Raw genomic sequence first — 13,951 nt, forward strand, 5'->3', positions numbered from 1 at the left:
TGATGTTGAGCCTTAAGAGCCGCACCTTCGCTTAACTTCGGCCAGAAAAAGCTCCATCTTTCCCCTAACAAATTCTGATTTATCTTTTCTTGATCGGAAAACGTGATAGTCATATTCGTCACCTGATATAAGATCATCAAACATCTTGAATACTAATTTCTCATTTTTAGAATTTATGAATATATCTAGTATCTTGTCGTTGTCCTCAAGCATTTTTGAGGTGTCGAATACACATTCACAATAGGATTCCGGCTGGCTCTCGATGCAGGTATTGAATCTGCTGTCGTATGTGTAGTCGATGTTATGGTGCGATGGTTGATTGAAGTTAACGCTCATGTAAATTGGAGGCAAGATAAGCAGTAAAGGCATGGCGGGCTCCGCTTTTGCTCCAGCAAGACACGGTGCATTTCTATCATGCCTGCGGCTCAATGATTTCGAACCTCCTATCAAATATCCGAGAGGCTCAGGGGATGGTTGCGGGGATGCTCTCGGCGGAAGGCTCCCAGTGCTATCCACAGCCCAGCGGCACAGCCGGCCGCGCTCTACAAGGCGATGGCCGGCTTCGCCACCAACGGCATCAACATGACCAAGCTGGAGAGCTACCAGCTCGGCGCCTTCACGGCGACGCTGTTTTACGCCGATATCGAGGGCCATCCCGACGATCCGCTGGTCAAGCTAGCGCTAGACGAGCTGCGCTTCTTCTCGCGCGAAGTGCGTATTCTGGGCGTCTATCCCGCCAGCGAGTCGCGCGAGCAGTGGAAGGTCGCGGACTAAGCCTTAAACCAGAAGGGTCAGCGGCACGTAGTCGATCTCGAGAAATCTCTCGACTTCCGGCACCCAGCGGTCGCGCACGAAGGCGATGTGGTCGGGATGCTCATTGTATCTGGTGTAGGCAGCCTGATCAGCGAACTCCATCGAGAAGCCGAAGTGATAGTCGTTCTTCGGGCTGACCTGCCGCAACGGCTCGAACTGGGTGACGCCCTTGATCGCGCTGAGGATGCGCTTGGCGTCCGAGAGAAACCGCTTTTCCTCCAGCGAGTATTGCGGGTGCTTGAGGGTGAATATCACGGTGTGACGGATCATTTCTTGCTCCCGTTATCCCTACTTACTCGCTATCGACCCAGGCGCGGATCAGGTGGTGCGCGATGGCGCCTTTCGGCGGCGTCACCAGATTGTCCTTGTGCGTCCGCTCCAGCATAGAGCGGACCTCGTCGCGGAAAAACCAGCGGCAATCTTCCAGCTCGTTGAGGTCGGCCTGGATGTTCTCGTTGAGCGGCTCGCCGAAACAGCCGATCATCAGCGAATAGGGAAACGGCCAGGGCTGGCTGGCATGGTAGACGACGCGGCCGAGCCTGATGCCGGCTTCCTCCAGCGTCTCGCGGCGCACCGCGGCCTCGATCGTTTCGCCCGGCTCGATGAAGCCGGCAAGTGCCGAATACATGCCGGGGCCGAAATGCCGGCCGCGGCCGAGCAGGCATTTTTCGCGTGTCACCGTCAGCATGATCGCCACCGGATCGGTGCGCGGAAAATGCTCGGTGCCACAGTTAGGGCAGTGCCGCTTGTAGCCGCCGGCACGCATTTGCGATTCATGGCCGCATTTGCTGCAGAAACGATGGCTGGCATGCCAGGCAAGCAGCGCCGCACCTTGCGCCAGCGCGCCGGCGGAAGCCTCGTCGATCAGCCCCTGCATATAGACCGAGCGATAGTCGATGGCCTTGATGGTCTCCGGCAACTGTTCGGGATCGAGGCCGACCGGTACGGCCAGCACCGGGCCGCTCTCGGCAAAACCAAGCAGGACGCCATGCGCGAAGGACGGTCGCAGTAGCTCGCTGCCGGCGACATCGAACCACGGGTCGAAATTGCCGTCGTTGAATTTCAGATACAGCCGCCCGCCATGCATCGGCAAAAGCCGTGCTCTGGGATCGGCGAGCGCCCTTTCGACGGAATCGTCGGCGCGGTTCTCGGATTGCCGATCGATCGTGTTGCCGGCGAAACCGACGAAGTGGCTCGGTTCGCGCAAGGGCGCGTCAAACAGGCGAAAGGTCATGGAAGCTCGAAGGTTCAGGGATGGACACGGGCGCAGTTTATAGCGCCGCCTTTATCTGTTGCGCAAACCGGCGGATGTCGGAACGTTGATAAGGCTCGCGCATGCCGTGCCCCCATACCGGACCCGGCCAGCCCGGATCGCCTTCGGAGCGGGCAATGACATGGACATGCAATTGCCGCACGATGTTGCCGAGCGCGCCGGTGTTGATCTTGGTGCAGCCGGTGGTTCTTTTCAGCGCCTGCGCCACCATATTGGTCTCGAAGGTCAGCATCGCCTGGTCGAGCGGCGTCATATCGTGGATTTCCTCGATGCCGGGCCGCTGCGGCACCAGGACCAGCCATGGCCAGCGGCGGTCGTTCATCACCCTGAGTTCGCACAGGCCGAGCCACATCAGCTGCTCGCTGTCTGCCTCCAGCCTGGAGTCGAGCGTGAATCCGGCCTTGAGGCCCGGCAGCATTGGCGTTTCCCTTGCGTTTCTCGCATTATTTCCCAACCTATGAACGCTAGAGCGGCTGCACGGGGGCTGCAAGCGATTCATTGCGCGGCGGAGCTTGAGGGCGCCCGATTCTCAATGCACCCTTGCATTTCATCGCGCAATTGCCGATATGGAACGCGGGAGGTTGGTGGTGGACGATCCACTCGCCAACCGGGTCAGGTCCGGAAGGAAGCAGCCCTAACGAGCCCGGAACGGGTCATTGTTCCAGCCTCCCACCTCATCGGCCCCTCTCGCGACATTGACGACGCATTGCAGCGCGGGCGAGACTATTAGCAGGAATCGGCCAGCCTCGGACGCGGCCTTTTGGAGCTTTACGGGCGAATGAGCGAAGCCGGAAATTCGGGCCCAGAAAACCTGGATAAGCAAAAGGCCGCCGCCTATCGCGTTCTGGCGCGCAAATACCGTCCGTCGAATTTCTCCGAACTGATCGGCCAGGAGCCGATGGTCCGCACGCTGACCAACGCCTTTTCCACCGGCCGCATCGCCCAGGCCTGGATGCTGACCGGCGTGCGCGGTGTCGGCAAGACGACCACGGCGCGCATCCTGGCGCGGGCACTCAACTACAAGACGCCGACAGCCGACCAGCCGTCCGTTGACCTCGCCGTTTTGGGCGAGCACTGCCAGGCGATCATGGAAGGCCGCCATGTCGACGTCATCGAGATGGACGCCGCATCGCACACCGGCATCGACGACATCAGGGATATCATCGAGCGCGTGCGCTATGCCCCAGTGTCGGCGCGCTACAAGGTCTACATCATCGACGAAGTGCACATGCTCTCCACCCAGGCCTTCAACGGCCTGTTGAAGACGCTCGAAGAGCCGCCGCCGCACGTCAAATTCATCTTCGCCACCACCGAAATCCGCAAAGTGCCGATCACCGTCCTGTCGCGCTGCCAGCGCTTTGATCTCAGGCGCATCGATGCCGGCGCGCTGGTCGCGCATCTCTCCTCGATTGCCGGCAAGGAAGGCATTTCGGTCGACGACGATGCGCTGGCAATGATCGCGCGCGCTGCCGAAGGTTCGGCCCGCGATTCGCTGTCCATCCTTGATCAGGCGATCGCTCATGGCGGCGGCGCCGTCAGCGCCGAAGCGGTGCGCGCCATGCTGGGGCTCGCCGACCGCGCCCGCATCGTCGACCTGTTCGAACATGTGATGAAAGGCGATGTGGCGGCGGCGCTGGCCGAATTCCGCAACCAGTATGACACCGGCGCTGATCCGGCCGCGGTGCTCACCGATCTTGCCGAGTTCAACCACCTCGTCACCCGGCTGCGCTTCGTGCCGACGGCTGCCGACGATGCCTCACTGTCCGAGGACGAACGCCGGCGCGGCGCCGACTTCGCCAGCACGCTGTCGGTCAAGGTGCTGTCGCGGACCTGGCAGATGCTGTTGAAAGGCATTCCCGAGGTGCAATCGTCCAACCGCCCGGTCAGCGCCGGTGAAATGGTGCTGATCCGGCTGGCGCACGCCGCCGACCTGCCGACACTGGACGAGGCACTGAAATCGCTGGAGAGCGGCGCTTCCGTCTCGAGCGGCACGCCACGTCCGAATGGCGCGCCGGCCAGCCCCGGCCCGGGGACACTAGGCAATGGCGGCGGCAGCGCCGTGGCGCAGTCGCGCATGCCGACGCCCAGTGGCAGCGGCGCTCAGACCATGCGGCTGGTCGAGCCGCAACCTTTGCCGGCCGCCTTTGTCCCGGCGCCGGAACCGGTTGTCGAAACGCCCGCCGTCCCGGTGAAGTCTCTGGCCGACATCGTCGCCCTCGCCGACCTGCAGCGCGACATGGCGTTCAAGGTGCAGGTCAAGCGCTGTGTGCGCCTGGTGCGGATCGAGCCCGGCCGCATCGACGTCAGCTTGACCGATGATGCGCCCAAGATGCTGCTCAATGAGCTGACCGCCAAGCTGCGCGCCTGGACCGGCCGCAACTGGCTGGTGTCGCTATCGAAGGAAGAGGGCGGCCAGACTCTGGCCGAGATGGAATCGACCAAGCGCGAGACCGCTTTCTCCGATGCGAAAAGCGACCCGACGGTGGCCGCCATCCTAGCGCGCTTTCCCGGCGCCAAGATCATCGACGTGCGCATTCCCGACGCGCCGGAAGTCGATACCGACAAGGCCGAAGTGCCGGTCGAGCCACCGGGCGACGACGACGAAACCTGACCACAGCACGAATCCGCAAAGGACCCGACCATGAAAGATCTTCTCGGCCTGATGGGCAAGGCGAAGGAAATGCAGGCCAAGTTCCAGGCCATGCAGGACGAGATCGCCACGCTTGAAGCAAGCGGGCAGGCCGGCGGCGGCCTGGTCAACGTCACGCTGACCGGCAAGTTCGAGATGAAGTCGCTGAAGATCGATCCGTCGCTGTTTAAGGAGGACGATGTCGAGATCCTCGAAGACCTGCTTCTGGCCGCCCACAATGACGCCAAAAATAAGGTCGAGCAGATCATGCAGGAGAAGACCAAGGCGCTGACGGCAGGCTTGCCGATCCCGCCCGGAATGAAATTGCCGTTCTGAGCCGGCTGCCACCAGTTAATTGATTATGAACGGAAATCGGCTGCCGGGGCTATTGTTAAGACTTTCCCCGGCTTTGCTCACGCGGACATATCCGGGCATTTATAAAGTTTTACCTATGCTGCACGAATGCTAATCCTTTAGCCATCTTTTTGCCTTTAAGAGTCTCATTCTTGCCACATCCTGGGACGGGTTGGCATCTGGAAAATGAGGCACTTTTGTTGATCGCTACGCGATGGAAGACGCCGCTGTTGCTCGGCATCATCTTCTCCCCACTGTTCCTGGYGGGTTGCAGCCAGACCACGTCTTCTCACGGCATGTCGGTCGCCAGCCTGACCGACGCCATAACCCCCAGCTTCCTCTCGCCGCGCGCCTACCGCAACACGCCGAAGGAAAAGGAATGCCTGGAGCGGGCGATGTTTTTCGAGTCCAACCGCTCGAGCCGTGACGGCATGATCGCCGTCGGCACGGTGGTGATGAACCGGTTGCGTTCCGGTAATCATGGCACCACCATTTGCCAGGTCGTCGGCGAACCGGGCCAGTTCGCGCCCGGCGTGATGACGCGGCCGATGAATTCCAAGGCGATGCCCGATGTCGAGGAAGCCGCCGACGCCGTGCTCAAGGGCGAGCGTAAGGCCAAGCTGAAGAACACCATGTACTTCCACACCGCCGGCCTGAAGTTCCCCTACAAGAACATGCACTACACCATGGTAGCCGGCGGCAACGCCTTCTATGAGAAGCGCGGCCGCAACTGGAAGCCGCTGCCGGATGAAGGCACGACCATGGTCGCCTCGGCGACGCCGCGCGCGCCTGTGCCTGAAGCGCCGGTGCAGGTGGCTTACGCCGAGCCGGTGGTGAAAACGATCGTCCGTCCGGACCCCGCCAAGCAGGCCACAGCGTCTCGCGCGGCCAAGGCAATCGCCGCCCCGGCCGAGCAGACCTATGTGACGGCAGCCGTAGCCCCCGTGAAGGGCGCCCGCGTCGCCGCCAAGCAGACCGAAGTGGCGATGCAGGAGCCAATGGCCGAACCCGATGCCTCGCGCTTCGGTGGCACGCTGAACGCCCGCTACATCACCTCGGTGCCATCAGCGACGCAGGAAGCGTCGATGGGCTTCCAGTCGACACCTGAGAACACCGACGCCATCGGCGCGATGATCGTAGACCAGACCCGGCCGCTCTCCGCCTACTAAAGGCCCGCAGCATTTCACGACCCGTCATGGCAGCATGGCGGGTCGTTTGCGTATGCGGCATGTTTCAAAGCGCGCGGAAAAATCCTAGATCAATGCGATGTCCAAGCGAATCGCCGGTCCCGAGATCGAACGCCTGATCCAGTTGCTGGCCAAGGTGCCGGGGCTTGGGCCGCGTTCGGCCAGGCGCGCCGCCCTGCACCTGATCAAGAAGAAGGAGCAGCTTTTGTCGCCGCTCGCCGCCGCCATGGGCGAGGCGGCCGACAAGGTGCGCATCTGCACGACCTGCGGCAATGTCGATACCTCCGATCCCTGCATGATCTGCACCGATCCGCGCCGCGATGCCTCAACGCTGATCGTTGTCGAGGATGTCTCCGACCTCTGGGCGCTGGAGCGGGCGGCGGCGATGAACGTGCGCTACCACGTGCTCGGCGGCACGCTGTCGCCGCTCGATGGCATCGGCCCCGAACAGCTCAACATCCGCTCACTGGTCGACCGCGTCGCCGGCGGTGAGGTCAAAGAGGTGATCCTCGCCGTCAACGCCACGGTCGAGGGCCAGACGACGGCGCATTACCTGACCGACCAGCTCTCCGGTTTCGAGGTCAAGGTGACCAGACTGGCGCATGGTGTGCCGGTCGGCGGCGAGCTTGATTATCTCGACGAGGGAACGTTGGCGGCGGCTTTGCGCTCGCGGACGGCGTTTTGACGCAATTGGCGCGGAGGGTGCTGCCGAGATGACTGCATTCCTTCGCGCCCCCCTCTGTCCTGCCGGACATCTCCCCCACGAGGGGGGAGATCAGATGTCACGACGGCTTTCGCCAGTCTCCCACGTTGCAGGAAGGGGCGCGGCGCCAACACGGCTAATCTCACCCCTTGTGGGGGAGATGTCCGGCAGGACAGAGGGGGGCGCGACAGAACGCGGATCTTTCAGATTGGCGCTCGTCACGTTTCTCGCCTCCCTTGTCGCGCTGCTTTTCGCCTCTCCCGCATCCGCCGCCAAAATCGACGACCAGTTCCGCACCTGGCTCCAGACCGACCTCTGGCCCGAAGCCCAGACCAAAGGCATCTCCAAAGCCACCTTCGATGCCGCCTTCGACGGCGTGAAGCCGAATCTTAAACTGCCCGACCTCGTCCTACCCGGCGAGAAACCCAAAACTCCGCAAAAACAGCATCAGGCCGAGTTCGGCTCGCCCGGCGCCTATTTCGCCGAAAAGACGGTGCGTGCCGTCACATCAGGTGGGCGCACGCGCGAAGCGGCCAATGCCAGGACGCTGGCCGCCATCGAGAGGCGCTATGGCGTCCCGCGCGAGGTGCTGTTGGCGATCTGGGGGCGTGAAACCGGGTTCGGCGCGGCGAAAATGCCCTACGATGCGTTTCAGGTGCTCGGCACCAAGGCGTTCATGTCGACCAAGAAAGATTTCTTCCGCACCGAAGTTCTGGCCGCCCTTGAGATCGTCGAGCGCGGACTGGCGCCGGTCGGCGCCATGAAATCGTCCTGGGCCGGCGCACTCGGCCAGCCACAATTCATGCCGACCTCCTTCCTCAAGCATGCCGTCGATTTCGACCGTGATGGCCACCCCGACATCTGGAATTCGACCCCGGACGTGCTTGCCTCGATCGCCAACTATCTCGTCCACTACGGCTGGGTAAAGGGTCGCGGCTGGGGTTTCGAGGTCACGGTGCCGGCAAGCGTTTCCTGCTCGCTAGAAGGCCCTGACCAGGGCAGGAAGATATCGCAATGGGCGGCGCTGGGCATCAGCCGCGTCGGCGGCAAACGGTTTCCGGGCAGCGAACTGAAGGCCGAAGGCTTTCTGCTGATGCCGGCCGGGCGCAGCGGACCCGCCTTCATCGCCACGCCCAATTTCTACGTGCTGAAGGAATACAATACCAGCGACCTCTATGCCCTGTTCATCGGCCACGGCGCCGACCGCATCGCCCATGGCGATGCCGACTTCGCCGGCAAATGGGGTCCGGTCGGCGGTCTGCATCGTTCCGACATCGCCACCTTGCAGCGGGCGCTGGAGGCCAAGGGCTACGATGTCGGCAGCGCCGACGGACTGCCCGGCTTCAAGACCCGCCGCTCGATCGGCAGCTGGCAGGAAAAGAACGGCCGCGCCGCCACCTGCTTTCCCGACGCCGATTTGGTCGCCGCGATCAAGTAGCACTGACAAGAGCAGATTTTTCCCAATCGGCGGTCTTGATTGGCTCGCTCATGCTTCGACGCGCAGAGCGCATTCTGCTCCACTGCGCCGGCTCATAAATGCCCGTTGCCGGTTGGCAGGCTGCCGAATAGGGTGTTGACCAATTGGAAAAAAATCAACACGGTAAGGGGTCTAACGGTCGTCCTTCGGCCGCGAAAAAGATTACTGCAGCCCTGAGCCGGGAACTCGGGGTCAACAATCAACAAAACAGGGAACGATCATCATGATGATGGAAAAGTTTGCTCTACGCTCGCGCGCTTTGCTCGCAGGGGCGGCGCTGTCCGCGCTGCTCGTAGCGCCCGCCTTCGCGGTAACGCCTGCCGACACGCTGGTCGAAGGTTTCGCCATCGACGACATCATCTCCATGGATCCGGGCGAGGCGTTCGAGCTGTCGACCGCCGAGGTCACCGGCAACACCTATGATCTGCTGGTGCGCCTCGACCTCAGCGACACCTCCAAGGTCAAGGGCGACCTCGCCGAGAGCTGGACCGTCTCCGACGATGGCCTGGTCTATACGTTCAAGCTCAAGCCCGGCCTGAAATTCGCATCCGGCAATCCGGTCACCGCGGCCGACGTCGCCTACTCGTTCGAGCGCGCCGTCAAGCTGGACAAGAGCCCGGCCTTCATCATCGGCCAGTTCGGCATCAGCGGCGACAACGTCACCGACAAGGCCAAGGCGGTCGACGATGCGACGTTCCAGTTCACCGTCGACAAGGCCTATGCGCCGAGCTTCGTCTTGAACTGCCTGTCGGCAACGGTCGCCTCGGTGGTCGATGCCAAGCTGGTCAAGGAACATGTCGCAGCGGTCACGCCGAGCGCCGACTACAAATACGACAACGACTTCGGCAACGCCTGGCTGAAGACGGGCTATGCCGGCTCCGGCGTCTACAAGCTGCGTGAATGGCGAGCCAACGAGGTCGTCGTCATGGAGCGCAACGACAACTACTATGGCGAGAAAGCCAAGCTTGCCCGCGTCATCTACCGCAACATGAAGGAAAGCTCGGCGCAGCGCCTGGCGCTCGAAGCCGGTGACATCGACGTCGCCCGCAATCTCGAGCCCAACGACCTCGACGCCATCGCCAAGAACGCCGACCTCACCACCACCAGCGCGCCGAAGGGCACCGTCTACTACGTCAGCCTCAACCAGAAGAATCCTAACCTCGCCAAACCCGAGGTTCGCCAGGCCTTCAAATATCTGGTCGACTATGATGCGTTGAGCACGACCATCCTCAAGGGCATCGGCGAAATCCACCAGACCTTCCTGCCCAAAGGCGTGCTGGGTGAGCTGGACGAGAATCCGTTCAAGTTGGACGTCGCCAAGGCCAAGGAGTTGCTCGCCAAGGCCGGTCTGGCTGACGGCTTCAGCGTCACCATGGACGTACGCACGGGACAGCCGACCACGGGCATGGCGGAATCGATCCAGCAGACGCTGGGACAGGCCGGCATCAAGCTGGAGATCATCCCCGGCGACGGCAAGCAGACGCTGACCAAATATCGCGCCCGCAACCACGACATATATATCGGCCAGTGGGGCCAGGATTATTTCGATCCGAACTCCAATGCCCAGACCTTTGCCTCCAACCCGGACAATTCGGATGCAGGCAAGACCAAGACGCTCGCCTGGCGCAACGCCTGGGACATTCCGGACCTGACCAAGCAGACGGAAGCCGCCTTGCTCGAGAAGGATGCGGCCAAGCGCGCCGCAATGTACCAGGACCTGGAGAAGAAGATCCTCGACACCAGCCCCTTCGTCGTCATCCACCAGCAGTTGGAAGTGGCCGGCCTGCGCAAAAACCTGAAGGGCTTCGCGCTCGGCCCGAGCTTCGACAGCAACTTCGTCGGGCCGGTCTCCAAGGAATAGCGTTTAGCGGACGCGCCGCATGAGCGCGGTTGAAAGCGAAGTTCCAGCCGGGCGCGGAAGCGCCCGTGCTGTTGCTATTGCCTCAGCGATCGGCCGTTTCCTGGTCATCGCGATCACGACCTATCTTGGCCTGCTCGCGGTGACCTTCTTCATTGGCCGCGTCATCCCGATCGACCCGGTGCTCGCGGTGCTCGGCGATCGGGCGCCGGCCAATGTCGTCGAGCGCACGCGTCGCGAGATGGGTCTCGACCTGCCGCTGATCGAGCAGTTCTATATCTATGTGAAGAACGCGCTGAATGGCGATTTCGGCACTTCGGTGCTGACCACCAATCCGGTCATGACCGACATCCGCCGCGCCTTTCCGGCGACCATCGAGCTGGCAACTTTAGGCACGCTGATCGGCACGCTGATCGGCGTGCCGCTTGGCGTGCTCGCCGCGGTCCGGCGCGGCAGCCTCATCGACCAGATCGTACGCGTCATCGGCCTGATCGGCTATTCCGTGCCGATCTTCTGGATCGGGCTTCTGGGGCTGGTCCTGTTCTACGCCAAGCTGCAATGGGTGGCTTTCCCCGCGCGCCTGGACGTCGTCTACGAATACACCTTCACGCCGATCACCGGCTTCTATCTGCTCGACGCCGCCATGCAGGGGCAATGGGATGTCTTCTACGACGCCTACCGCCACATCATCCTGCCGGCCTCGCTGCTCGGCTATTTCTCGCTCGCCTATATCAGCCGCATGACGCGCTCCTTCATGCTGAACGAGCTGTCGCAGGAATACATCGTCGCCGCGCGCGCCAAGGGCCTGTCGGAGACGCGCATCATCTGGGGCCACGCGCTGCGCAATGCGGCCGTGCCGATGGTCACGGTTATCGCGCTGTCCTATGCCGGGCTGCTCGAAGGTTCGGTGCTGACCGAGACTGTGTTTTCCTGGCCCGGCATCGGCCTCTACATCACCAATTCGCTGCAGAACGCCGACATGAACGCCGTGCTTGGCGGCACCATCGTCATCGGCTCGGTGTTCATCGGCATCAACCTCCTGTCCGACTTGCTCTACAAGGTGCTTGATCCGAGGACGAAAGCAGGATGAGCGCCGAGGCAATCCAGACTCGACGCGAGTGGCTGCTGAGCGATCGGCCGGCTTCGCGCATGCAGGCAAGGCTCGGCCGCGCCTATGTCGCCTGGCGGCGTTTTTCCGCCAACCGGCTGGCGTTTCTCGGCCTGCTGATCATTATCGCGCTGCTGGTCGTCGCCGCCTTCGCCGATGTGCTGGCACCCTATTCGCCGACCATTGGTGACCTGAAGAACGCGAGGCTCTTGGCGCCGAGCGCGGCGCACTGGTTCGGCACCGACGATCTCGGCCGCGATATCTATTCGCGCATTCTTTTTGGCTCGCGCTGGACGCTCTATGTCGTCATCCTCGTCGCCATCATCGCCGCACCCATCGGCCTGCTCGTCGGCACCGTCGCCGGCTATGCGGGCGGCTGGACCGATGCGATCCTGATGCGCATCACCGACATTTTCCTCGCCTTTCCCAAGCTCATCCTGGCGCTGGCCTTTGTCGCGGCACTTGGCCCCGGCATCGAGAACGCGGTGCTGGCCATCGCCATCACCTCCTGGCCGCCCTATGCGCGCATCGCCCGTGCCGAAACGCTGACCGTGCGCAACTCCGATTACATCAAGGCGGTGCAGCTGATGGGCGCCTCGCCGTTCCGCATCGTGCTGCGCCACATCATGCCGCTCTGCATCTCCTCGCTGATCATCCGGGTGACGCTCGACATGGCCGGCATCATCCTCACCGCCGCCGGCCTTGGCTTCCTCGGCCTCGGCGCGCAGCCGCCGCTGCCGGAATGGGGCACGATGATTGCGTCGGGCCGCCGCTTCGTGCTCGACCAATGGTGGGTTGCCGGCGCGCCGGGCTTTGCCATCCTGATCGTCAGCCTCGGCTTCAACCTGCTTGGCGACGGCCTTCGCGACGCGCTTGATCCCCGGAGTGGCGACCAATGAGCGGCGATCAATGAGCGGCACCCTTCTCGATGTCGACGATCTGCGTGTCGACTTCCCGACCCGCACCGGCCTGATCCAGGCGGTGCGCGGCGTCACCTTCTCGCTCGGCCGCGAGCGGCTCGGCATTGTCGGCGAAAGCGGTTCCGGCAAGTCGCAGACCGGTCGCGCCATTATGGGGCTGACGCCGCCGCAGGCCCTTGTGTCGGCCAAGAAGCTAGCCCTTGATGGCATCGACCTTTTGGCCATGCCGGCTCGCCAGCGCCGGGCGCTGCGCGGCAAGCGTATCGCCATGATCCTGCAGGATCCGAAATATTCGCTCGACCCGGTGATGAGCATTGGCCGCCAGATCGTCGAGACGCTGCGCACACATGAGAAGGTCTCCAAGGCCGAGGCGCGCGAGCGGGCGTTGGCCATGCTCGAAGCAGTGCAGATCCGAGATCCGTCGCGCGTCTTCGACCTCCATCCGCACGAGGTCTCCGGCGGCATGGGCCAGCGCGCCATGATCGCCATGATGCTGATCGCCGGACCTGAACTGATGATTGCCGATGAGCCGACCTCGGCGCTCGATGTCACCGTGCAGCTCGATGTGCTGAACATCCTCGACAAGCTGGTCAGCGAGCGCGGCATGAGGCTGATCTTCATCTCGCATGATCTGCGGCTGGTCGCCTCTTTTTGCGATCGCGTCATCGTCATGTATGCCGGCAAGGTGGTCGAGCAGCTCAAGGCCTCGGAACTGCGCGACGCCCAGCATCCCTACACGCGCGGCCTGCTCAACTGCATGCCGAGGATCGGTTACGAACGCCATCCGCTGCCGGTGCTCGACCGCAAGCCGGAGTGGGCGGCATGACTCCAGCCATTTCCATCGACGGGCTGGAGGTGGTGTTCGACCGTTTTCGCGCGCTGAAGGGTGTCAGCCTCGACGTGCAATCCGGTGATTCCTTCGGGCTGGTCGGCGAGAGCGGTTCCGGCAAGTCGACATTGCTGAAAGCCATCGCCGGCCTCGTGCCGGCCAAATCCGGCACCATCACAGTCAACGGCAAGACGCTGGGACCGCGCCGCGACAAGGCTTTTTATCGCGAAGTGCAGATGGTCTTCCAGGACCCCTATGGCTCGCTGCATCCGCGCCAGACCGTCGACCGCCTGCTGCAGGAACCGCTCGCCATCCACGGTTTTGCCGACGGCGAAAAGCGTATCCAGCAAGCGCTGGACGAGGTCGGCCTCGGCAACGGCTTCCGCTTCCGCTACGCGCACCAACTGTCGGGCGGCCAGCGCCAGCGTGTTGCGATTGCGCGCGCGCTGATCCTCGAACCCTCGATCCTGCTGCTCGACGAGCCGACCTCGGCCCTCGACGCATCGGTGCAGGCCGAGGTGCTCAACCTGCTCGAAGAGGTCCGCCGGCGGCGCAAGCTGACCTTCCTGATGGTCAGCCATGACCTCGCCATCATCACCCATATGTGCGAGCGGCTGATGGTGATGCAGAACGGCGAAGCGGTCGAAAATCTCACCGCAAGCCAGCTGATCGGGCACCGGGTGGAGAAGGATTACACGCGCAATCTGCTGAGGGCGAGCGAGGGGTTTGTGCGGGTTTAGATAGCCTACGCCGCGATCTGTCGCGCCCCCCTCTGGCCTGCCGGCCATCTCCCCCACGGG

At 62.7% G+C, this 13,951-nt stretch carries 14 protein-coding genes, 1 other RNA gene and 1 pseudogene; 12 read left to right on the top strand and 4 right to left on the bottom strand.

Annotation, left to right across the window (positions count from 1 at the left end; genetic code table 11):
• Positions 1–12 precede the first annotated feature (12 nt).
• Positions 13–429, bottom strand: coding sequence for a hypothetical protein (locus tag AC1DYJ_RS01420; protein ID WP_477279330.1), 417 nt, complete (start codon positions 427–429; stop codon positions 13–15).
• Between the two features lie 102 nt (positions 430–531).
• Between AC1DYJ_RS01420 and AC1DYJ_RS01425 the strand changes: the two are divergent.
• A pseudogene (locus AC1DYJ_RS01425) lies at positions 532–774 on the top strand (prephenate dehydratase); the annotation flags it as partial.
• 3 nt (positions 775–777) lie between these two features.
• Here AC1DYJ_RS01425 and AC1DYJ_RS01430 read toward each other — a convergent pair.
• From AC1DYJ_RS01430 to AC1DYJ_RS01440, 3 genes are read right to left on the bottom strand one after another with little or no spacing between them, the layout of a single operon-like run.
• On the bottom strand, positions 778–1,083 hold the full coding sequence (locus AC1DYJ_RS01430) for a Dabb family protein (RefSeq protein WP_477279332.1): 306 nt from the start codon (positions 1,081–1,083) through the stop codon (positions 778–780).
• Between the two features lie 22 nt (positions 1,084–1,105).
• Positions 1,106–2,047, bottom strand: coding sequence for an NAD(+) diphosphatase (nudC, locus tag AC1DYJ_RS01435; RefSeq protein ID WP_477279334.1), 942 nt, complete (start codon positions 2,045–2,047; stop codon positions 1,106–1,108).
• A gap of 37 nt (positions 2,048–2,084) precedes the next feature.
• On the bottom strand, positions 2,085–2,504 hold the full coding sequence (locus AC1DYJ_RS01440) for an HIT domain-containing protein (protein WP_142868516.1): 420 nt from the start codon (positions 2,502–2,504) through the stop codon (positions 2,085–2,087).
• A 158-nt stretch (positions 2,505–2,662) separates the two neighbouring features.
• On the opposite strand from AC1DYJ_RS01440, the gene ffs reads away from it, so the two are divergent.
• The 11 genes from ffs (at position 2,663) to AC1DYJ_RS01495 (ending at position 13,891) form a co-directional block, all read left to right on the top strand.
• An RNA gene (gene ffs / locus AC1DYJ_RS01445) (signal recognition particle sRNA small type) lies at positions 2,663–2,759 on the top strand.
• Positions 2,760–2,864: 105 nt separating this feature from the next.
• Positions 2,865–4,697: a DNA polymerase III subunit gamma/tau gene (locus AC1DYJ_RS01450; protein WP_477279336.1), complete on the top strand. Its 1,833-nt coding sequence runs from the start codon at positions 2,865–2,867 to the stop codon at positions 4,695–4,697.
• Between the two features lie 30 nt (positions 4,698–4,727).
• On the top strand, positions 4,728–5,051 hold the full coding sequence (locus AC1DYJ_RS01455) for a YbaB/EbfC family nucleoid-associated protein (RefSeq protein ID WP_454588116.1): 324 nt from the start codon (positions 4,728–4,730) through the stop codon (positions 5,049–5,051).
• A 218-nt stretch (positions 5,052–5,269) separates the two neighbouring features.
• Complete coding sequence (locus AC1DYJ_RS01460) at positions 5,270–6,238, top strand: cell wall hydrolase (RefSeq protein ID WP_477425915.1); 969 nt, start codon at positions 5,270–5,272, stop codon at positions 6,236–6,238.
• Positions 6,239–6,335: 97 nt separating this feature from the next.
• The gene (gene recR, locus AC1DYJ_RS01465) at positions 6,336–6,941 is read left to right on the top strand and encodes a recombination mediator RecR (RefSeq protein ID WP_181056352.1); all 606 of its coding nucleotides are present in this window, start codon (positions 6,336–6,338) and stop codon (positions 6,939–6,941) included.
• A 178-nt stretch (positions 6,942–7,119) separates the two neighbouring features.
• Positions 7,120–8,397, top strand: a complete 1,278-nt coding sequence (locus AC1DYJ_RS01470; RefSeq protein WP_477279340.1) for a lytic murein transglycosylase — start codon at positions 7,120–7,122, stop codon at positions 8,395–8,397.
• A 262-nt stretch (positions 8,398–8,659) separates the two neighbouring features.
• The gene (locus AC1DYJ_RS01475) at positions 8,660–10,297 is read left to right on the top strand and encodes an ABC transporter substrate-binding protein (RefSeq protein ID WP_477279342.1); all 1,638 of its coding nucleotides are present in this window, start codon (positions 8,660–8,662) and stop codon (positions 10,295–10,297) included.
• 19 nt (positions 10,298–10,316) lie between these two features.
• Positions 10,317–11,384, top strand: coding sequence for an ABC transporter permease (locus tag AC1DYJ_RS01480; RefSeq protein WP_477279344.1), 1,068 nt, complete (start codon positions 10,317–10,319; stop codon positions 11,382–11,384).
• Positions 11,381–12,301, top strand: a complete 921-nt coding sequence (gene nikC / locus AC1DYJ_RS01485) for a nickel transporter permease (RefSeq protein WP_477279346.1) — start codon at positions 11,381–11,383, stop codon at positions 12,299–12,301. Before AC1DYJ_RS01480 ends, nikC begins: the two co-directional genes overlap by 4 nt.
• Positions 12,302–12,311: 10 nt before the next feature.
• Positions 12,312–13,148, top strand: a complete 837-nt coding sequence (locus AC1DYJ_RS01490; RefSeq protein ID WP_477279348.1) for an ABC transporter ATP-binding protein — start codon at positions 12,312–12,314, stop codon at positions 13,146–13,148.
• Positions 13,145–13,891 carry an ABC transporter ATP-binding protein gene (locus AC1DYJ_RS01495; protein ID WP_477279350.1) on the top strand — a complete coding sequence of 249 codons (747 nt, stop codon included), beginning with the start codon at positions 13,145–13,147 and terminating at the stop codon, positions 13,889–13,891. The genes AC1DYJ_RS01490 and AC1DYJ_RS01495 overlap by 4 nt, the downstream gene beginning before the upstream one ends.
• Positions 13,892–13,951: the final 60 nt, after the last annotated feature.

The sequence above is a fragment of the Mesorhizobium sp. P2_B11 genome, assembly GCF_056404855.1.